Origin of the sequence: Acidianus ambivalens, assembly GCF_009729015.1 — an archaeon.
GTDB classification, from domain to species: Archaea; Thermoproteota; Thermoprotei_A; order Sulfolobales; family Sulfolobaceae; genus Acidianus; species Acidianus ambivalens.
The window spans coordinates 1,310,518-1,331,560 of the sequence record NZ_CP045482.1 but is presented as its reverse complement, the minus strand read 5'-3'; the positions used below and the strand labels follow the sequence as shown (position 1 = coordinate 1,331,560).

The 21,043-nt window shown below is 36.1% G+C and carries 18 protein-coding genes and 2 pseudogenes; 10 read left to right on the top strand and 10 right to left on the bottom strand.

Going from position 1 to position 21,043, the window contains the following annotated elements; genetic code table 11:
• Window positions 1–162: 162 nt before the first annotated feature.
• Together D1866_RS07730 and D1866_RS07725 are read right to left on the bottom strand one after the other, a co-directional pair.
• On the bottom strand, window positions 163–2,418 hold the full coding sequence (locus tag D1866_RS07730; protein WP_152943524.1) for a heavy metal translocating P-type ATPase: 2,256 nt from the start codon (window positions 2,416–2,418) through the stop codon (window positions 163–165).
• Window positions 2,411–2,578, bottom strand: a complete 168-nt coding sequence (locus tag D1866_RS07725; RefSeq protein WP_187287296.1) for a YHS domain-containing protein — start codon at window positions 2,576–2,578, stop codon at window positions 2,411–2,413. The genes D1866_RS07730 and D1866_RS07725 overlap by 8 nt, the downstream gene beginning before the upstream one ends.
• A 90-nt stretch (window positions 2,579–2,668) precedes the next feature.
• On the opposite strand from D1866_RS07725, the gene D1866_RS07720 reads away from it, so the two are divergent.
• Complete coding sequence (locus D1866_RS07720; protein WP_152943526.1) at window positions 2,669–3,178, top strand: TRASH domain-containing protein; 510 nt, start codon at window positions 2,669–2,671, stop codon at window positions 3,176–3,178.
• A 229-nt stretch (window positions 3,179–3,407) separates the two neighbouring features.
• On the opposite strand, the gene D1866_RS07715 is transcribed toward D1866_RS07720, so the two are convergent.
• The 4 genes and pseudogenes from D1866_RS07715 to D1866_RS07700 form a co-directional block, all read right to left on the bottom strand.
• Window positions 3,408–3,851: a nucleotidyltransferase domain-containing protein gene (locus D1866_RS07715; RefSeq protein WP_152943528.1), complete on the bottom strand. Its 444-nt coding sequence runs from the start codon at window positions 3,849–3,851 to the stop codon at window positions 3,408–3,410.
• A gap of 4 nt (window positions 3,852–3,855) precedes the next feature.
• Window positions 3,856–4,173: pseudogene (locus D1866_RS13770) on the bottom strand (HEPN domain-containing protein).
• A gap of 189 nt (window positions 4,174–4,362) precedes the next feature.
• Window positions 4,363–5,208: a bifunctional 2-dehydro-3-deoxy-phosphogluconate/2-dehydro-3-deoxy-6-phosphogalactonate aldolase gene (locus D1866_RS07705; RefSeq protein WP_152943530.1), complete on the bottom strand. Its 846-nt coding sequence runs from the start codon at window positions 5,206–5,208 to the stop codon at window positions 4,363–4,365.
• Window positions 5,208–6,389: a mandelate racemase/muconate lactonizing enzyme family protein gene (locus D1866_RS07700; RefSeq protein WP_152943532.1), complete on the bottom strand. Its 1,182-nt coding sequence runs from the start codon at window positions 6,387–6,389 to the stop codon at window positions 5,208–5,210. The genes D1866_RS07705 and D1866_RS07700 overlap by 1 nt, the downstream gene beginning before the upstream one ends.
• A 53-nt stretch (window positions 6,390–6,442) precedes the next feature.
• On the opposite strand from D1866_RS07700, the gene D1866_RS07695 reads away from it, so the two are divergent.
• Window positions 6,443–6,934 carry an NTPase gene (locus tag D1866_RS07695; RefSeq protein WP_152943534.1) on the top strand — a complete coding sequence of 164 codons (492 nt, stop codon included), beginning with the start codon at window positions 6,443–6,445 and terminating at the stop codon, window positions 6,932–6,934.
• On the opposite strand, the gene treH1 is transcribed toward D1866_RS07695, so the two are convergent.
• On the bottom strand, window positions 6,900–8,618 hold the full coding sequence (gene treH1 / locus D1866_RS07690) for an alpha,alpha-trehalase TreH1 (protein WP_152943536.1): 1,719 nt from the start codon (window positions 8,616–8,618) through the stop codon (window positions 6,900–6,902). The genes D1866_RS07695 and treH1 overlap by 35 nt on opposite strands.
• Before the next feature lie 77 nt (window positions 8,619–8,695).
• Here treH1 and D1866_RS07685 point away from each other — a divergent pair, with 77 nt between their 5' ends.
• On the top strand, window positions 8,696–9,394 hold the full coding sequence (locus D1866_RS07685; protein WP_152943538.1) for a protein-L-isoaspartate O-methyltransferase family protein: 699 nt from the start codon (window positions 8,696–8,698) through the stop codon (window positions 9,392–9,394).
• 57 nt (window positions 9,395–9,451) lie between these two features.
• Here D1866_RS07685 and D1866_RS07680 read toward each other — a convergent pair whose 3' ends face one another.
• Window positions 9,452–9,799 (bottom strand): DUF86 domain-containing protein, encoded by a 348-nt coding sequence (locus D1866_RS07680; RefSeq protein WP_170254159.1) that lies wholly within the window; start codon window positions 9,797–9,799, stop codon window positions 9,452–9,454.
• 53 nt (window positions 9,800–9,852) lie between these two features.
• On the opposite strand from D1866_RS07680, the gene D1866_RS07675 reads away from it, so the two are divergent.
• A complete protein-coding gene (locus D1866_RS07675) occupies window positions 9,853–10,437 on the top strand; it encodes an IS607 family transposase (RefSeq protein ID WP_155861123.1) in 585 nt (194 codons plus the stop codon).
• Window positions 10,415–11,704 (top strand): annotated as a pseudogene (locus D1866_RS07670) (RNA-guided endonuclease InsQ/TnpB family protein). Before D1866_RS07675 ends, D1866_RS07670 begins: the two are co-directional and overlap by 23 nt.
• 14 nt (window positions 11,705–11,718) lie before the next feature.
• Here D1866_RS07670 and D1866_RS07665 read toward each other — a convergent pair.
• Window positions 11,719–12,096: a hypothetical protein gene (locus D1866_RS07665; RefSeq protein WP_152941464.1), complete on the bottom strand. Its 378-nt coding sequence runs from the start codon at window positions 12,094–12,096 to the stop codon at window positions 11,719–11,721.
• A gap of 197 nt (window positions 12,097–12,293) precedes the next feature.
• Between D1866_RS07665 and D1866_RS07660 the strand changes: the two genes are divergently transcribed.
• From D1866_RS07660 to D1866_RS07640, 5 genes are all read left to right on the top strand, one after another.
• Entirely contained in the window at window positions 12,294–12,698 is a 405-nt protein-coding gene (locus D1866_RS07660; RefSeq protein WP_152941465.1) for a hypothetical protein, read from the top strand.
• A 37-nt stretch (window positions 12,699–12,735) separates the two neighbouring features.
• Window positions 12,736–13,446 (top strand): hypothetical protein, encoded by a 711-nt coding sequence (locus D1866_RS07655; RefSeq protein ID WP_152941467.1) that lies wholly within the window; start codon window positions 12,736–12,738, stop codon window positions 13,444–13,446.
• Between the two features lie 94 nt (window positions 13,447–13,540).
• Entirely contained in the window at window positions 13,541–14,467 is a 927-nt protein-coding gene (locus D1866_RS07650) for a hypothetical protein (RefSeq protein WP_152941469.1), read from the top strand.
• Between the two features lie 31 nt (window positions 14,468–14,498).
• A complete protein-coding gene (locus tag D1866_RS07645) occupies window positions 14,499–16,187 on the top strand; it encodes a hypothetical protein (protein ID WP_152941471.1) in 1,689 nt (562 codons plus the stop codon).
• Between the two features lie 58 nt (window positions 16,188–16,245).
• On the top strand, window positions 16,246–17,574 hold the full coding sequence (locus D1866_RS07640) for an MFS transporter (protein WP_152941473.1): 1,329 nt from the start codon (window positions 16,246–16,248) through the stop codon (window positions 17,572–17,574).
• 70 nt (window positions 17,575–17,644) lie between these two features.
• Here the strand turns inward: D1866_RS07640 and D1866_RS07635 are convergent, their stop codons facing one another.
• Window positions 17,645–20,998 (bottom strand): thermopsin, encoded by a 3,354-nt coding sequence (locus D1866_RS07635; RefSeq protein ID WP_152941475.1) that lies wholly within the window; start codon window positions 20,996–20,998, stop codon window positions 17,645–17,647.
• Between the last annotated feature and the right edge of the window lie 45 nt (window positions 20,999–21,043).

The window sequence follows — 21,043 nt, the reverse complement described above, 5'->3', positions numbered from 1 at the left end:
TTCAGTTTAGCGATCGAATAAGTCTTTAATGGAATCTTTAGGTTCTGTCGAAAATAGCAAGTATCGCCCCCGCTAATAAAAACGTTCATGATTGGACTACCTAACGTGAAATTAGCGTAGTGAAGAAGGAGAGAAAATAAAAACTCTTAGTTTGAGTAGCTTTCAAATCTTAACTAGAGACCATAATGATACTGCGACGCTATCCATGGACATTGCCAATGCTGCATATTCTGGAGGTAGATATAAAGTAGGATAAAGTATGCCTGCAGCTATCGGTACTAGCACTGAGTTATAACCGAATGCCCAGGCTAAGTTTTCCTTTATTTTCCTCACAGTTAAATTGGAGTACTCTAATAAAGTGAGTAAATCTCCTACCTTAGGAATAATAATATCTCCAGCATATTTTGCAATGTCAGTTCCTGAGGAAATAGCGATTCCAACGTTAGCTTCCTTAAGAGCGATTGCGTCGTTCACTCCATCTCCTATGAAGGCAACTATCCTCCCTTTATTAACTTCACCTCTAATAAGTTCGGCCTTTTCGTCTGCAGATAATCCCTTTATAACCTCAACTCCAAGTTCTTTACCAACTTTTTCAGCGTTGTCGCTTGTATCCCCTGTGGCAATAATTATTCTCTTTCCCATTCTCTTCAAGTAATCTATAACTTTTACTGCATCTTCCCTTATTTTATCTTCCAAGTAAAAAGACGCTGAAACTTTACCGTCAACGCAAACTAATACGTCTCCCTTGCCTTCTCCTTCACAGTTCTGTAATACGAATTCCCTTTTACCTACAATCACGTCATGGCCGTTAACTTTGCCATAAACTCCAGAGCCAGGGAATTCTGTAAAATCCTTAACCTCAAATGTTACGTTAGAAATCGAAGATATTGCCTTAGCTACGGGGTGGTTGCTCATTTTTTCTAAAGCAGAGGCGTAAGATATTGCGTCTTTATCTCCTTCAGCTCTTACACTTATCTTACCTTCAGTAATAGTCCCAGTCTTATCGAAAACGAAAGTATCGACTTTTTTCAGCGTCTCTAAGCTTTCGCCGTTCCTTACTATTATCCCTTTTTTGGCTAACCTATTTACGGAAGTTAGTACAGCAAGTGGCGTAGCTAAACCAAATGGGCAAGGACAAGCTGAGGCCAAAGTTGCTACAGAGAATAACAGGGATTCCTCTGTGCTAAATCCTAGTATAAATTTCCAAACTGCAAACACCATTGCCGATATTCCTATTATTAAGGGAGTAAATATTGACGCAACCTTATCTACCAAGTTCTGTATAGGTAATCTAGCTGTCTGTGCTTGGTTTACTGCCTCAACAACTTGCGAAATGTAAGTCCTCTCTCCTGCCCTAGTAACGTAAACCTTTAGGTAACCGGAAATTAAAGTTGAACCTCCTATTACTGCATCTCCTTTCTTTTTCTTTACCGGTAGACTTTCGCCATTTACTATGGACTCATTAACTTCTCCACTACCTTCATCAACTATTCCATCTGCGGGTATTACTTCTCCCGACTTAACTATAATCTCGTCGCCCACTTTTAGCTCGCTTGCCTTAACTACTCTTCCGTCAGCCAACGTTGCTTTCACTTCCTTTAATGAAGTTATTTGTACTGATATCCTCTCCTTCAGGTAGGCCTCCAGAGTTTTTCCTATTAATATGAAAGAGATTAAGAGAGTGGCAACGTCAAAGAACACTTGTTGATGAACTATGAGGGCGTAAACGCTGTAAAACCATGCTATGTTAGTTGAGAGGGAAACTAAAGTATCCATGTTTGCGGTTTTATTCTTTAATGCCATATACGCTCCTAAATGATATCTTAATCCTGCGTAGAATTGAACGGGAATTGAGGAAAGGAATGCTATGAAAAGTAAGCCTGAATACTGAAAATATAGCGTAGGAATTGTGAAAATCCACGCTATAATGAGTCTCTCAAGCATTTCTTTAACTTCGCTTTTGTTAGTTACCTCGCTCTTAACCTTGGTTACCTTGTGTCCGGTCTTTTTGTAAATTTCTTCAGCCAACTCGTCTGAGGTTATGGAATAAGGATTAAACTCCACTATTACGTTACCGTTAGTTGGGTTAACGCTGGCTTTTATTACTCCTTTTATCTCCTCAATTTTTTCCTCAATCTTCCTTGCGTCCTCGGGGTTAATATTCACCTTAAAGCTTATTTTCTGAGTAACTACGTCATAGCCCGCCTTCTTTATTGCCTCAACTATGTCCTTAAGCCTTGCATTCTCAATTTCTACTCTAGCAATTCCTGAAGCTAGATTTACGTTTGCGTCTTTTACTCCTTTTACGCTCTTAATTGATTTAGATACAGTACTTACACAAGTAGCACAATGCATTCCTACTACTTTCAATTCCTCCTCTTTCTTTATCCTTAATTTTTCACCCTCCTTTTTACTCATTAGGCATTCCCTTAGGCCCTTCCTTTAAATACTTCTCAGGATCCTTCTGAAAGGCTTTCATGCAATGGGGTGAACAAAAGTAATACACCTTACCTTTATACATTGTCTTATACTGAGAGTTTTCATCTACTTCCATTCCGCAAACCGGGTCTATCATAATTTTATATACTTTTCTCTCTTTTAATATTTTATTTTTAACAAATGGTAAAAAGAGAAAGAAATATTAGGTTCAAAGTGTAAAATAACTTACATGGATAATGAAATAAATGAAGTAAAACTTGGAGATCTTGAATACAGAGTGTTACAGCTATTAAAGGAGAACTCGAGAATGCCAGTAAGTGAAATTGCAAAGGAGCTCAAAGTAAGTAGGCCTACAGTATCTAGGATTATTACTTCTCTCCAAGAAAAGGGGATAAAATTTACTATAGAATATAACGAAGGAGTAACAGCCTTTGTAGTAACGAGTAAATGCCCTCAAGATGCTGAATGCTTTGAACTAATAGACGGAAATATAATGGCAGTTATTCATGCAAGGGATTTAAACGAGCTCGAGGAGGAGCTCAAAAAGATAAAGGATGAGAAGAAGTACTTATTCCTCTCACATAAAAAGGTCGGTAAAGTCAGCGTTAGCGTTGAGTTGAGGTGTGACTATTGTGGTGGAGCAATTAAGGGGTCTCCTTTAATTCTTAAGAAAGGTAGGAAAACTTATTATGCTTGTTGTAAAGTCTGCCTTGATGGACTGAAAAACAAGCTAAAGTAATTGGTGTTTTTCCAAATACGTCTCAGTATCTAGCAAAAGTTTCCCAGAATTTTATTTCTCTTATCCTCGTAATCTCAGGCATTGAGTTAAGATAAATACCTTTTTAAAATTGAAATATATCTCCAATAATTCTTTCTTTTTCAAATTTTCTTTCCAGTCTAGTTTTCTGGTCTATTAGCAGTTATTTTATTTCACTCACAGTATATAATTTCCCTTGGTATTTATAAACTTATGCAGTATAGTGAGTAAGTTTTATGTTAATCTTCTTCAGTATAGTGAAGAAGATAAATTGAATAAAAAATTGTATGTATAAAATTATACTTTTAACTATAAAAATTCCTTTATTATCCACGAAACCTTTATCCCTACTCCAAAGTAATTTCTTCTCCCTTATTCTATCCTTTTCTTCCTCATCTAAAACAATGTAATCCACGTTCCCTTTAACATATTTGCTTATCGTATACATCCTATCAAATACATTCATTCCTTTTATTCCTTTAAAAACGAAGATAAAGTCTATGTCGCCTGTATCTAAATAATTCCCTCTAGCTCTAGAGCCAAAGATATAAACCTCTTCCAGATTAGTGAAGTCTCTTGTAATCTCCTCAATTATTTCCTTTACAAGGTTTATCATTCTAATTTGACTTTCTATTGCAGATTTTCCTTTATCCATTCTACTACATCCTTTGCCCTATTATATAGATCCTCAGATATTGATTTGCTATACTGCTTAAACTGGACACCGTTTGCTGCGTCTGGATACCTAGGAAATTATAAAATAAGGAGATAAAAACCATGAGGCCTTCTCTAATATTTGTAGGTACTATAAATCCTTCTTTTTCTATCATTTCAATGAGTTCCATGAGGGAATAAGTTTTGCCTGGATCTTTTCCGAGGCAAATAGTGAGGGATTTTAAAGATTTCTCCACGGCCTGCTAATAGAATGCTGAAGCGTAATATTTTCCATTTTCTAGAAGTACTTTAGCAGTATCCAGGTCTTCTAAAGCTTGCTTACTTCATTCCTTTATATGAGTATGAATTAAATATCTTTGAAATTAACATCTTTTTAACTAAAAATTATTAAACTAGATTACGACTAAATAGGAGTAGAATTACGAATAATCCTTTTTAAAATGGAAAGCGAAAAGATAATTAAAATTATATTATATAAGATAGAAAATATTTTATTTATTCCATATTTTTCTAACTTTTTCTACCAATTCTTTTACTTTATTTTCCTCTAATGGATACATTGGAGGTCTAGGTACTCCAACGTCATAGCCCTGAAGTTCTTTTACCAAGTAGTACATTGACGAGATCTTACCGTAGGGAATCGTAGTTCCATCAATTTCGTCTATCTTTAATTGCAAATCCAGTGCTTTTCTCATGTCTCCAGCCTTTATGTATTCTCTCAGCTGAGAGAATAATTCCGGCATGTAATTCCCTGCACCTACTACTGTACCGTCTAGAATGCTAAGTGAAGCAATTGCGAGATTTTCTAAACCGTTATACGTCTTTATTCCTAATTCCTTGTATCTTATTGTATGAGCAAAATCCGGATTTGTATCTTTAACGCCTTTTATACAGCCAATTTCCTTAGCAAGGTTTACATCAATGTCTTTCCCCGTCGCTCCAGGATAGTTGTAAAGGTAAACTGGATGCTTACTTACAGAGCATATTTCCTTGAAGTACTTCACTATGAAATCCTTTGGAATAGAGAAATAGTAAGGAGGATAAGAGGCAACTGCAATTATGTCCCTATCATTAGCATAATTTACTAACTCCAAAACTTCCTTCATGTTAAGGGAACCTACTTGGAATATTACCTTATTAGTTACATCGAGAACGTAGTCCAACATTTTCCTCTTCTCATCTTTAGATAATGCAGGACCTACACCAGTTGTGCCGTTAACGAAGATTATGTCAACTCCTTTCTTTAACAAGTTCTCCACGTGAGTCTTAACTTTCTCTCCGTCAATTTCTCCTTTTTCATTAAAAGGAGTCAGAATAGGAACTATAATCTCCACCATTAGTATCCCCTCCAAGTGTTTTTAACTACCCAAACCGGTTCTTCTCCAACTTCTAAAGGAATTGGTTCTGCCTTAAGCTCTTCCAAGAGCTTCTCGTTAACGTCAACTCCTATACCGGGCTTTTCAGGAACTTTCACGTAACCGTCTTCCACCGGTGTTTGATTATAAACTAAGTCCCTCTTCCATTGAGGGAACCAGTCGTAAAAGTTCTCCAAGATTAACAAGTTGGGGATTACGGCACTTAGCTGAATAGAAACAGCGTTCTGTATAGAACCAAAAGCGTTGTGGAAGGCAATTTCTACGTCGTTTGCCTCAGCTAAAGTAACCACTTTTCTCGCAATTGTAACTCCACCAATGTTTGTAATGTCTGGCTGAAGGACGTCGGCTAACCTATTATCTATGTAAAACATTGCCTCCTTTAGGCTTATTAACCTCTCTCCTAGGGCTACTGTAACCTTAGTTGATGAACGATACTTTTTATAACCTTCAATGTCCTCGTGATGGACCGGCTCTTCCATGAAGAGAGGATTGTATTTTTCCAGAACATGTGCAATTTTTATTGCAGAATTAGCGTTAAACCTACCGTGGTGTTCGATCATAATGTAAACTTCGTCTCCTACGGCTTCCCTTACAGCCTTAACTCTTTCCTCTGCTTCCCTTAGTCCTTTCTCGTCTATCCAATCGTAATATTGGCCAAAGGGATCAAACTTCAGTCCTTTGTAACCTCTTTTTACAACCTCCTTTGCTTTGTTTGCGAAGTCCTCTGGGGTAACGCAATCTGAATACCAGCCATTAGCGTAAACTAAAACTTTGTCTCTAAATTTTCCTCCTAGAAACTTGTAAATAGGAGACCCCAACTCTTTACCTAAAATGTCCCAGGAGGCTATGTCAATTGCGGAAACTGCTGTTGCGGATTCAAAAGACCTAGCCAAGTAAAAATCTTGTTTATACCATTCGTGGTAATTCTTCTCAACTTCCTCGACTTCTTTTCCTATGAAAGACTTCGCCACTTGTTTTATTGCATTATATACTGAAATTACCCTAAGCGTAGGAACAGCTTCCCCGTAGCCTACTGCACCGTTAGAAGTAGTCACTTTAACTATAATCATTGTTGAAGCCCAAGTAGCTCCTCCTTTCTCTTTAGAAGTCAAAACTATCGGTTCTATTTCTTGAATCTTCATATAAAATACTCGAAGGAAATAATCTTAAACTTTATTCCTTTAATTTAAAGGACATGAGAATTTTCATAACCGGAAGACCTGGAGTTGGAAAGACTACACTTTTAATGTACGTTGTGGAAGAGGTGAAGAAGAGAGGTTATAAAGTAGTCGGTTTTTATTGTCCGGAAGTGAGGGAAGGAGGAAAAAGGATCGGATTTAAGATAGTAAGCATATCCTCTGGAAAAGAGAAATGGCTAGCTAAGGTTGGAGAAGGTAAAATAAAAGTTGGGAAATATGCTGTTCAAAGCGAAGCAGGAGAAATAATTGATGAAGTTAAGAGTGCTTTACCTTCAGCTAACTTAATAGCTATTGATGAAATAGGGCCAATGGAAATGTCAATCCCATCTCTTAAAGATTTTATAAACTACGCTTTTAGTTTGAATAAACCGCTCATTGCAGTAGTACATAGAAGTATGAAAATTAACGGTAAAATTTACGTTTTGACTGAAGAAAATAGGGAAGGATTAAGGTCTAAGATTTTGAATGAAGTCCTTCAATCTCTTTAACTAAGTTTACTATTTCTGCGTGTACAAATACTTGCGGGAAATTGCCTGTGAATTCCTTCTTTTCCACGTCTAAGTGTTCTCCTACTAAATGAAGACTTCCAGCAATTTTATCTAGCTCTTTAGTTAAGTCCTCAGCCTCATTTTCTCTTCCTAACCTTACGTAAACTCTAGCTAGCCAAATGCTGGTTAGCAAGAAGGGATGCTTAGCTTCTCCCATAAAGTCAGTCTTGTACCTTTTTACGAAATTACCGACCTTGAGTTCCTTCTCAATGACCTTTAGAGTGTTAAGGAATAGTTCGTCTTTTACATCTATAAATCCGTAGAGAGGTGCTGAGAGTAAAGCTGAGTCCACATCCTCACTGCCGGCAAGCCTTGTAAGGTAACCGTTGGAAACGCAATTTTCTAAAACCCATTTTCTGATTTTCTCTTTACTTTCCTTCCACCTATCTTCTTTGCCTATATACTCTGCGAGCTTTCCAGCCCTATCTAGAGCAACCCACATCATTATCTTTGAGTGAGTGTAATGCTTGGGCTCTCCTCTATCTTCCCAAATCCCTGAGTCCTTCATTAGCCAATTTTCTGAAATCCAATCCGCAATGTGCTCAACTTTATCAAAAACATCTTTAATGAGGACAGTGTCGCCGGTCTTTTCAAAGTACTTGTAAAGTGCATTCATGAAGAAGCCTTCAACGTCAAGCTGTATTTGTTTTGATGCCGCATTGCCTATTCTTACGGGCTTGGAATTCTTATATCCTGAAAGCCACCTTAGCTTAACTTCTGGAGGGGGAATTGTGCCTTCAACGGTGTATAGGGGATAATAGAATGGCTTAGAAGTAAAATTAACTAACGAGAGTAGAAAGTTAAGTATCCTCCTAGCCTCTATTATAAATCCAGCGTTTATTAACGCTTCTGCCGTGATTGAAGAATCTCTGACCCAAGCAAATCTGTAATCCCAGTTCCTTGAACCTCCTACGACTTCCGGCAAAGATGTTGTTGGTGCAGCGATTGATGCCCCAGATGGAGAATAAATGGATCCAAGAAGAACGTAGACTGAAGATCTATAGAGGTCTTCGTATACCTTAGACTTTACGTCAAAGCTTTCCCAATATTTTATAGTTTTTTCAAAAGGTTTCTCAAAGTCCATTTGTAAAGCTTTCCCTCTTTCGCTGAATACGCCGTGCTCTTTGTCAGTTGCGTAATTAGCTACTAAGAATCCTTTTCCTTCAGAAAACCTCCAGGTAAAAGAACCTTCTCTCCTAACTTTTCCGTCCCATTTATACAAGAAACCTACGCAATCTCTTCCCTTAGAGTTCACGAACCTATCCCTTAATATTATTGGTCTATAAAGTGCGTACTTAAAAGCCGGCTTGAAAACTACTGTAAATGGCACATCACTTTCCACTTTCCTTATTATTACTGTCTCGCCGAGAGGTAGTAAATCGGTGACCTTTAGTGAACCTCCTCTTTCTGTTTTTACTCCAGTAGTCAAAACTAGTGGGTGTTCATAATATTGTTTAATGCTCTCGATTTTCTCGGGAAGGAGTATTGAGAATTCTCCTCCATCTTCATCTAGTAATTTAGTAAAGATAGATGGAGAATCAAATTTTGGTACTGGAAACCATACTATTGAAGTACCTTGTATAATAGCTGAAGTTCTTTGGTTCGAAATAAAACCTAATTGCATGTTTAAAAGTAATGCCAAATTTATTTAATACCTTCATGAAAGGCTAACCTTTATTTTCATTAAATCTTATTATACTTATGACCGAAAAGGAGGAAATTCTTAGGAAGATCAAGAACCCAGAGTTAGCCGAAGCGTTCAAGAGAATTGATAGAGCAAAGTTTCTCCCAGAGAACCTGAGGAATTATGCCTATACTCATGTCGACGAAGCTTTACCTATTCTGCCCGGAATAAACACTACTGCGTTAAGTTTAGGAATTTATATGCTTGACGAATTGGACTTGCACAAAGGCCAAAAGGTTCTAGAAATAGGAACAGGAATAGGTTATTATACTGCATTAATTGCGGAAATTGTTGATAAGGTTGTTAGTATAGAAATTAACGAGGAAATGTATAAATACTCTTCTAGATTACTTTCCGAGTACCAAAACGTGAAGCTAGTGCTAGGAGACGGAACATTAGGATATGAAGAAGAGAAGCCCTTTGATAGAGTGATAGCCTGGGCCTCTGCACCTACTCTCTTGTGCAAACCTTACGAACAGCTTAGAGAAGGGGGAATAATGATTTTGCCTATAGGTGTAGGGAAGGTACAAAAACTTTACAAGGTAGTTAAGAAAGGTTACACTCCTGCACTCGAAAATCTTGGAGAAGTTCTATTTTCAAGAATTAGAGGGCTTTTTGGCTTTTATGACGATTACGAGGACGACGTTGAGAGCAGGCTCAGTAGGTTAGAAAGGCAAGTGAAGTCGATACTAAGTAGGTTGGAAAAGAAAGTTTAACAATCCCAGAAATTTTTGGCTCTTTCTCTTAAATTGTAAGCAATCTCGAGTATTCTCCTAGTTTTCCATGATCTTCTTTACGAAAATAGGATTAACAGTAGCGTATTCGTGAACAATAATAATCCTAAATCCAACAACGGAAATTAGAAAATCCCTTTCCTCAACAGTTATCAAGTTTTTCTCAAAGAGCTTTCTTATAGAATCTCTATATCCTTGGCTCGATATTCCCATGTTAGACAAGAGAGTTTGAACTAAGTTAATAAACGACTGAGCTTGGACTTGAAGTAGATGAAGCACTGCATATAAGTAAAACCAGTTATCTAAATCTACGTTGTTAGCCTCATCCAATTTGCTAGTATAATCCTTAAGATTCTCAAGAAGTTTATCTAAGACTGCCGTTGCCAACAGTTTCCAATAAACCGTGAAGTTTATATACTTTGTATGTAAAACTAATTACAATGCTAAAACCTAAAGAAGTCTGCCAACGCTTAGGAATATCATACCGCACTTTACAGAGCTACGTAAAGAAAGGATACATCAAACCAGTAATACTACAGAGTGGAAAGTGGAGGTTTAGGGAAGAGGATGTAGAAAAACTGATGGGTATTGTTAGAAAGAGGAAAGTGATACTTTACGCGAGAGTGTCATCAAACGCACAAAAAGACGACTTAATAAACCAAGTAAAATACCTAGAGGAGAACGTCAAAGATTACGACCAAGTAATAACTGACGTAGGTTCTGGGTTAAACATGAAGAGAAAAGGATTCCTCAAGTTGTTAAGAATGATACTAAACAACGAGGTGTCGAAAGTAGTCATAGCTTACCCAGACAGACTAGTTAGGTTTGGTTTTGAAATCCTTGAAGAGGTCTGTAAAGCACATAATTGTGAACTCGTGGTATTAAACAATGAGGACAAAACACCAGAACAAGAGTTGATAGAGGATTTGGTCTCCATACTTGTATCATTTAGCGGAAAACTCTACGGAATGAGGAGTCAAAAATACGAAAAGGTGGAAAAGTGTGTCGAAGAACTTAAGAATTAAATCACTCCAACCAGAGGAGGAGTACATTTACCTAACTTACTCCTTGGAGAATGATAAGAAGGAGGAGACGAAAATATTATTAGAGAACTACAAGACACTACTGCAAAAAGCTTTAGACTGGTTATGGGAGAAGGTGAAGGTAGAGAGAAAAGAAGCGAAGAAAGGTAAGAAAGTATTTACGAAGGTTAAAATAACCTTGCCTAAGAAAAAGCAAGTATACAATACGCTAAGGGATGAGTTAGAGAATATCAACAACTTAGCTTCACACTATGTTGATAAGGCAATTAATGACGCTTACTCAATACTGGAAAGTTGGAGGAGGAGAGTCGAGAAGGGACAAGCGTCATTGAGTAAACCTAGATTGAAGAAGGTTTACGTTAGGATTAAGTCAACTCTTAGGAAGGTTGATGGCGAGAGAGTAAGGATTACAGTAAGACCTTACGAGTATATTACCTTCTCTTGGTCTCACACTTGGTTCTCTAAACGGGTTAAGGGGCTAGAACTAGGTGAGCCCGTGATAAAGGAGGATAAAGTGTACCTGCCATTTCGTTACAAGTTACCTTGGTTTACTCCCCTTGACTTTCTCTCTATTGATAGTAACCTCTATACTCTAGACGCATACGATGGAGAGAAGTTCGTCACGTTTTCCATCAAGGAGCTTTACAGTCTAAAATAGGGTATGAAATTAAAGAGGAGTAAAATACAGTCTTTTGCTTCAAAGCACGGTAGGAAGGGGAAGGAATTGATGAGAAAATATTCCCACCGTGAGAGGAACCGTGTGCTGGATTATGTTCACAAGTTCGTTAACAGTTTGCTGGAGATGTATCCTCTCACGTTGTTTGTTGTTGAAAAACTGAATAAGCAAGAGATGTTTAGGGATGCTAACGACTCCCTTTCTAAAAAGATTTCACGGACTGTGTGGAGGTCGATTCACCGTGTGCTAAAGTATAAGGCTCCTCTTTACGGTTCCTTCTTGAAGGAGGTTAACCCACACCTCACTTCCAAGTCCTGCCCCAGATGTGGATGGGTTTCCCGAAAGGTTGGCAGGACTTTTCATTGCGAGAGGTGTGGGTTCACTCTAGATAGACAATTAAACGCGTCATTAAATATTTACCTCAAGATGTGCGGGTTTCCCCACATCCGTGAAATACCGCGGGTGTGGGTTGGGGTTATCCCGCTAAAGGGGCGGAGGGGTAACGGGTTTCCCCGTGACTCTGATGAAGCCCAAGGGCTGAGAATTAGATACAATTTCATGAAAATTCGATGAAGCCCAAACCCCTATTAGCAATAATATTTAGCATTAACAATAACGGACTTCCCGTTGCATAAAACCAAAGTAAAGGAATATACTTCGCACTTTAAGGGAGAAAATCCTGAAGGAAGATTTAAAGAAACGTTATTTAATCCAGGCTTTAAGCAAACATTTTCAGCTTCACAGTAACCTTCTACTTGATGTTTAACTATTTTTATTTGCGAATTAGTTTGGAGGGAAACGTAAAGTTGACCGTCTTTGATTATTCCCGGAGAAGCTTGAGTAACTATTATGCTCTGATTCTGTGCTCCTAACATTGAATAAGCATAAAATACTACAACTAGTGAAGCAAATACAGTTGCGACCAAGATAATAAGTGTTGTAAAAGAACTCCACATTCCTTTCATTAAAATGAAGTAGGTAAATTTTCTATATAAGTCTTTCTATAAAGTCTGAGAATAGAACTAAATTTACATTAGTAGCTAACATAATATTTCTTTAATAAAAAAGAAAGAACAAGGATAAAATAGTGTACTACGCCAGGGTTAAATAGTTTCAGTATAGTCTCTCTATTATTCAATAACCAAAGTTTCTTTAGATAATCATGATAGTTCAAAAGACAAAGAAAAGCAAAAAAGGATTATCAGGAGCAATAACAGCTCTAATTCTAGTAATTGCTTCAGTAATAATAGCTCTCGTTGTAGTATTCTTCGCCTTTGGATATCTAGGAGCCTTCACTTCTACACCAACAGTATCAGAAGCTGGATACGGTACAATTAGTGGTAGTACTCTTAAGGTTACGCTTGTTTCATCCGGTAATGTTAATATAATAGGAATTGAATACGGAGCAAATAGCGTGTCTGCATCTAAGACATTAACTGCTGGTACAAATGTTGTCTGTTTAAGTATAAGCGGCTTAGGAATAACTCCAGTACCTGGACAGGAATATTCCTTCACTTTAGTACTAAGTGATGGAGGAACCGTAACAGTAACAGCTACGGCGTCATAACCACCATGACATTAAAAGTATACATATTTTTTTAATATTGTTTTTATTTTCTCTATTTTCTTTATATTCTACTATCTCTCACCAACAGTTTGATTCTAGCATTTCTCTAGAAGCAGGAAAATTTGAAGTATTCAATATCACCGTAATATATTATTCGGCTCATTATTGTATTCAAAAAATTATAGAAATTGAAGAGGTAGAAAAAGTATTCTGTAACGATACCATGATTATTAATCAGACTGAGGTATTACCCAATATAACTGCGTATTTACCGGCAGGAACTTTTCTTCAAAAGATTACTTGTTCTGAAGGTTTTTTCTATATTGCGCCATGTAAATTAGGTCATAATACCTCTTCGTTCATATATAATGGCACAAAAGACGGACTTTATGTATATTATAATATTTCATATGCTCTAGGCTCAAAATACATTTTTATCTTATATTATAACGCTTCTGGAATTCCTATAAAGGGATGTGATATAAAATGTTGCTGCGGAAAAATAGAAATGAAAGCAACATATGTATTATGGAAGACAAATTTGATTAATAACGAGAGCTTACCTAATTTTCCAGGTTATACTCTAGCTACTATACTTACTTACAACTTTTCTAAAGCTGCCCAAGGAGAACAAAGGTTTCATGATATTCTTCTTGGAATAACATCTTTAGGACTTTCCATTATTATACTAATATTGCTTCTTAGGCCTAAAATGAGGATGAATGATAATGAGAAGAAAACATTATAATACTACTTTATTTCCTCTTTTATTGTATACTTTAGCAAAAATTATAGTTTTTATAACATTCTATATTTTTTCAGGGAAACTCTTCTTTTTTAAAATGGCTACTAATTGGGACGCTATAGATTATTTATGGATTGCTCAATATGGATATATTAACAAGTTCCTTTACGCCTTTTCTCCCCTTTTTCCGTTCCTTATAAGAGGATTAACATACTTGACAAGGTCATATCTTCTTTCCAGTTTTATAATCACAAATATTTTTGGTTACATTTTTGTGTTACTAGTATACAAGTACTACGGGTTTAAAGGTTCATTAGTACTATCAACCTTCCCTGTATTCGTTCTGTATTCAACAATTCCTTACTCAGACGATGTTGCATTAACTTTTCTCGTACTTTCACTTAATCTAGAAGGTTGGCTTTCTGCCCTTTCTTTAGGAGGTGCAATAGCTACTTTCTATAATTTGGCTTATACACTACCTTCGTTTCTTTTAAAGTATAGGAGGAAAATTTGGTACTTTATCCCTCCACTAGTTATAGGAGGGATAATTCTTATTGCATTCTGGATCTTTACTGGTAGTCCTTTCACGTTCTTTTCAGTCGAAAATAAGTATTGGCACGCTTACTTTACTACACCGTGGTGCCAAGCAGAATGGATATTAAATTGTTATGATTATTTTATTAATACCTTCTTTGCTCCATGTTTTCATTTATCTCCCTTAATTTATCTACTGAGGAATTACGCATTTCTAGCCTTCTATATTATAGGAACTATACTCTTTTACAAGAAATCTAAGAACATGTTTCTAACTCTCTATTCATTAAGTATAATATTACCTCTCTTTTTTATTCACGGCTGGCCTTCAATATCCTTACCACGTTTATTACTGCCCGCATTTCCTTCCTTGCTTGGATATGCCGACATAATATTTAAGAGAAAAGCATTTACGGTCATTTATATAGCTATTTCCTTCTTTCTTACTTTCTTCTTTACAGAATGGCAAGTCTTGGCATTTTTCGCATAACTTTTTATTTGCTAGACTTATCACACCTTTAATGGATAGGAATAAAGCATTAACGGTGAATTTTTCTCAGTTTTTATTTGCCATTTCCATGTTTCTACTAATAGCTCCTAATTACGATAATTTGTTATTCATTACTCTTGACGTGTTATCAATATTTTTCTCAGGTCTCATGCTATTTACTAGTATGCACATTCAAGATAAATACTTCATTGCTATTATTTATGCAGAGGCCATTGTTGTAGGATTGTTATATTATTTCACACAAGGAGTTAGTATTTACGTTTTCATCATTTACTTGTTACTAGTAGCCGTAGGTATTAAATACAATTTTCTAGCTGAGGCAATGCTTGTAAATTTTCTAATCTTAACTTTCTCTACCCTTGTTGTCTCTCCTAATTTTGGAACCGACGAAATGATGCTTAGTTACTATGCTGCTTACCTATTTTTACACGGAGAAAATCCTTATAACCCTGCACTTACTGCCAATATTTACAGCGTTTTCCATTTGTGCAAATTTATACCAATTTTGGGAACTCCTCTTTCCACTGGAGGAGTAGTTACCAGGTACGATTACCCTGCATTGCAAATGCTTATACTTATTCCATCAGTAATCTTCAACATAAACCCCAATTTCATTACTGTGACTTTCTACTTTTTAGTAGCCTTTCTCCTATATGCAAAGTTAAGGAAAGTTGACAAATTCCTATTTTTATCTTTCTTACTCCCCTACTTATTTAACATCAATTATCGTGACTTCTCTGCAGGTGGAGTTACTACTCTCGATTGGGTTTTCTTTGTTTTACTTTCACTATTTTCCAAAGACGTGAAAGCCAAAGGTATATTTTACGGCTTGGCTTTATCACTGAAGCAGACTCCTTTTGCCCTTCTTCCGTTTTATTTAATTTCAATATACAAGGAAGAGGGAAGGAGTTCATTACTGAAGTTTATAATTTACACTGCTATCTCTTTCCTGGCGATTAACGGGTATTTTATTTTACTTTCTCCAGAATACTATTTTCAAGGGGTTCTTTATCCAATAGTAGCTCCGCTAATAGGTATAAGTATGAGCTTGTCGATGATAGCGATTTCTGGATTCTTTTACATTTATCCTCTATTTTTTACTTTGGCAATAGTAATCGTTACGCTTACTGAGGTTTACTTTTTCTGGAAATATTACGACAATTTTAAGGATTCTTGGGTTTTCTTTCCGTATTTTATCTTCTTCGTTAACTATAGGGGTTTATGGAATTATTTTATGTCCTGGCCTATACTAGGATACGCATTGCCAAATGGAGAGAGAGAAAGAATAAATGCAATCAGCTTTAAACCTCTAGCTATACCAGTACTTTTATTGATTAGTCTAGGAATTTTCTTTCATTTTGCATACACTCCCTACTATACATCAATTAACGTGAAAGTGCTTCACATTTGTGAAAAAGACGGAGAAATTTACGGATTTTTACTCAACGTAAGTTACTACCCTAAATCACCTTCTTTGCCTAATTGCATAAAACCTTATTTTAGGATATTTCCTGATACCCCATCTATTTCGGCAAATGGTTATATTTTCTGCTCTAATGCAACTGCTCTGAAGAAGGATTCTTGGGAAATCGTTAAGTTATATCCTTCTTACGAGGGCTATTATGTACCGGCAGTCCCGCTAGAGGTGGAGGCGTATTACTGGAATTTAATAGGAATAACTTCAGTTGAGAAAGCTTGACAGCTCTTTATTTAATCATTATAACTAAATTTATAAGCTACTTTAATGAAATGATCTTATGGACTTTTCAGAAATTGATTTTTCTAAGTGGACGAAAGCTCACTGGTCCTTATTCTCATCACTAGCTGTAGGATTTTTTATGTGGGGGATTATAGCGTCAATCGCTCCAATCTTTTACCCGCAAGTTAATCAAGTTTGGTTTTTGGTAGTCCCAATAATTGCTCAGCTAGTTGGCGACTTAGCGATTTCTCGCCTTTCCGACATAAGGTTGGGAAGAAAAGGGACCTTTTTCCTTACTATGGGGCTTTACGGTACTGGGGCTTTAATTATATTTGGAGTATCTCAAGCAGTAGTCTCTGGAGTAATCTCTACTTCCTCTCCAGTCTTTTTGCCTTTAGTAGTCCTAGGTATAATCCTCGGTTATCTAGGGATAGAGGGAGAAGTTCCAACTGCTTTATCTTACGCTGGTGAAACTATGCCACTTTCATTAAGGGAGACGATGCTAGTATTCTTACCTAATTTTGACAACATGGGTGCAATGGTTGCTGCAGCAATATCTTACTTGACATACTATCTTTCTTCATCTTACCTTTTAGAGTTGAGAACTTTGGGAATTCTCGCAATTGTAATGGTGGGCTTTGCAATAGTCATGAGATATTTAACGCCTGAAAGCGTTAGATGGTTGGTTAAGGCTGGAAAGAGGGAAGAAGCTGAAAAAGAAATAGAGAAATATTTTTCTGGTGCAGAGGTAAGGCATGTAACACCCAGAGGGGTTAATGAGGTTTCTTTAGGTTTTAGATATGCATTTCTTTCTATTATAGGAGTTTCGCAATACTTAACTTATGGTTTAATGGCTTATACTATTGCTGACTATTATTTTAAAGGAATTGTTGTAGATGAGATAGTCTTCATTGCAAATTTAGGAGCCTCAATTGCAGGAATAATAGCTTCTTTCCTAGTTAAATACATACCCACAAGGAAATTTGCTGTATTCTCCTTTCTAGGAGGTACTTTAACAATGATACCAATACTATTATTAATCAGCGGATTAGTTCCATTCTCTCTAGGCGTGTTTTACGTGCTCTTACTCTTTAACATGGCTTTTAGTGAATTCGGCTGGGCAACTAGGACAGTTCTAGAACCGTTATTAATGCCAATAAAATCTAGAGCGTTCTATATCGGATTAATTAGAGTAGCACCCATGCTAGCTTATGCCGGGTCACTTTACTTAACTTCTGGTTTTTCATCTACTCAATTCGTAATATATAATCTTGGCCTTTGGGCTTTAGGACTTGGTGGGAGCTTAGCCTGGTATTATAAAGGTTACGATACTAATATGATACCTATAGAAGAGACAGCTGGAGATACGACGTATAGAGTAAAATAAGGAGAAAAGAAAGAAAAGTAATAATAATATATTTTCTAATTCTTTTTTTAAAAAAAGAAAGTTCTCTTTCTTATTTCCTAATTTTTATGAATATAATAATACTTATAGCCAACACGGCTACGGTAATGAGAATAATGAAGACGTAATTAAGGTTCTCAACTAATCTTTCCACCACTGGTGAATTGACTACTATCACGCTTCCTGGAGAAACATTATAAGTGCCTATGAATTCTCCTACTTCATAAATTGGTATAGTGGCATTGAGTATTATCTTGCTTCCCGCATTGTACCAGGACTTTATTCCGTTTATGCATACTAAAAACTGCTTAATAGAATATATTGCTAACTTTACTGAAGAATTTACAAAGATTGTTGAGGAAGGATTTATTGAAGTTATTACATACCTTTCGTCTTTACAAGGATAGTAAGTGTAATTGATTACCTCTATTTTAGTTCCTTCATTTATCCACGATGTGCCAATAATCGTTTCTTCGCCGTTTACGTAAGCTTTAATAGGAATTACTGAAATGACGCAAACTAGGAACTGAATAATAGTTTTCAGAGTAACCACGGTATGATTTTCTACCGTGAAACTAGGCAGTGGCGAGGAAATTATACACCTTTCTTTAGGGGAAATGTAAAATGGCACGTTCTCAACTTCGATATGATCACCCTTATTATACCAACCAGAAGAGAAGGAAACATTACTACCGTTTACAAAAGCATAAACAGGAATCTTACTTTTTACACAAATGAAGAATTGAATAAAACATGAGATAGTGACGTTTAGCGGTTTGCATAGTCTTATTGATGAAGGCTTGATTGAGGAAATAATGTACCTCTCATAAGCACAAGGGTAGAAAGTAACGTTCTCTACATGAATGCAAATGCCGTCGTTATACCAACCGGAGGTAAAACTTTCGTTAATTCCGTTAACTTCTGCATATAGAGGTATTTTAGCGTTAACGTGAACGTAAAACTGCTCTAAACAGCTAACATTTACAATAATGTGGCTTCCGACAGTAAAGTTTGACGGACTTACGCTTGTAATTATAAACCTAGTGAATGGACATTTATACCATGTAACGTTCTCAACTTCGATATGATCATCCTTATTATACCAACCAGAAGAGAAGGAAACATTACTACCGTTTACAAAAGCATAAACAGGAATCTTTGCATTAACTTCTAAATAATATTGAATTATATAGCTTACCTTAACGTTAATTGGAGAATTTACAGTAAATGCTATTGAAGGTGTTACTGAGGAAATAATGTACCTCTCATAAGCACAAGGGTAGAAAGTAACGTTCTCAATAATTATCTTAGTAGAATAATTAAACCACCCTGAAGAGAAACTTTGGTTAACGCCGTTAATTTCAGCATATAATGGGGCCATAGAGTTTACATTAACATAGTACTGTTGGTAATAGGTTGTCATTGCTTTAAAACTCGATATTTCACCCGTATAGTTGAAAGATATATATCTTACTTTACCGTAATTTATGCATTGTTGATAATAATATGTTGAATTATAATCTGCCCATATTAAGCCTGCTAGACTTTCATTTAATTTTCCTGCAGAATAGTAATAGACTTCTGGAGTAAAGTTATAGGAAGAACCAATAACCTTGAATGAAAAGTTTACAAGGTATTCTTCATAGTAATAGAATGTGTACTCTCCTTGTAGAGTAAATTTTCCCTCATTTGAAGAGTTTAATATCCACCTAATCTGGTTATTTTCATAGATACATTTAGGCAAGCAGTATGTACTACCTGCAGGCAATAAGTACTTTCCTTGAGTTATTTCCTCTATAGACCCATTAGGAAATTGAACCTTTATTTTAGGCTCTTCAGGTAAGGTATTTCCTATAGACTCTACCTTAATACAGACCTCTATAGCTTTAGTCGTAGATACAATTTTAAAACTTGAGGTACAACTTAGCCCACTACTTAATGTAACCGTTAGTATACCTTCTGCGGAACAATAAAGAACGTGAGGAATTAAAATAAGCTCTACAACTTCCTTTCCGTTTATAAATGGCGTAAAGTTATCTACGTATGAAATACTGTTAGGCAATTTTAAACTTAGATTAGCATACCCCATTCCGTATATTTCTATATATTCAACGTTATTCTCTCCATAGAATATACAAATCGACTGGGGAGAAATTAGCTTAAAATGGTAACAATATGTTTGAATTTCTCTACCTCCTAATAATTTTACGTACGACTCTCCAGAAATTTTTCCTTGATTATTTAAAATAATTACGTTATAGTTTCCAGGATATAGGGTAATTATTGCACAATATCCGCAAAATTTATACATAGGAAGTGTAGAATTCCATTCAGATTTGGAAAAGCTAACGTATCCGTTCTTAATATTAGTATGAACTTTGACTATGGAGACTTGATTGGAAGACCATATCTGTGCCAGAGATCCTTGGCCAGCTTTCAATCCCGACGTTAGCTCACCGCTACTTTGAATATAATAACCGCTTGCAATAACGTTATTGGAAGTTTCACCAGTATCTGAGCCGAAGTTATATGCATTTTTTATTTCTTGAAAATTATGCCCGTTCCAGTAATACAAATAGAGATAAACGCATGCGTTATTAAAATAAGCGCAAGTGCCTCCTCCTGGACCTACTATATCGAATTCTATATCGTAAAAGTCTCCAGAGCCTGTATATTGATATCCGTTAATTGTAATATTTACATTTCTAGAATGAGGAAATAGGAAGGTTACAGAATCATAATTAACCCAACCGTGACCGTCGTTGTACCAAAAATAAGCGACAGGCTCTCCTAGGGAGTTCTCGCTAACGTTTATTAACATACAGAAATTTAGAGGATAAGAGAAAACGCAAGGACTTCCAGGATAGCCATTAGCACAATAATAGTAAAAAGTAACACCATGATAAGTGCATAGTGTACCTTTACCTTTTACCTCAGTAACGTTAGCATTTACTGAGGATAGATTCCAAATATTATCTATAAATTTTATTGTATTATTAAACAGCATTATTAGAGCGACGTCTTGTAGCCAGATAGAATACTGATTACCGTTATAACAATACGAAAGCACTACGTTAAGCTGAGCTGAAACGCAATCAGTATTAATACTGCTATCAACGCTCAGACTACATATATGAGCCTTTGCTAATACTTGGCTAGTATTCCTTATATAAGGGCCGTTAGGACCTATGCCATAATCTGCTATTCCCATTGGAGCGGGTTCACTATTGTAAAGTGAGTAAACATTTACGCCTCCCTGCACATGCGAAAGCTTAGGGTCTATTCTTGGAGGATATACGTGAGTAAAACGATTTGTAGCCAAAAAGTGACCGAAATCGCTAAAATAATTAAAAGGAGATAAAAGTAGTAGAATGGTAAGGAAAGCTTTTACTAATTTTACTTCCATAAATGTAATTATAGAAAGGAACTAAAAGTTTTATATCTTAATTCT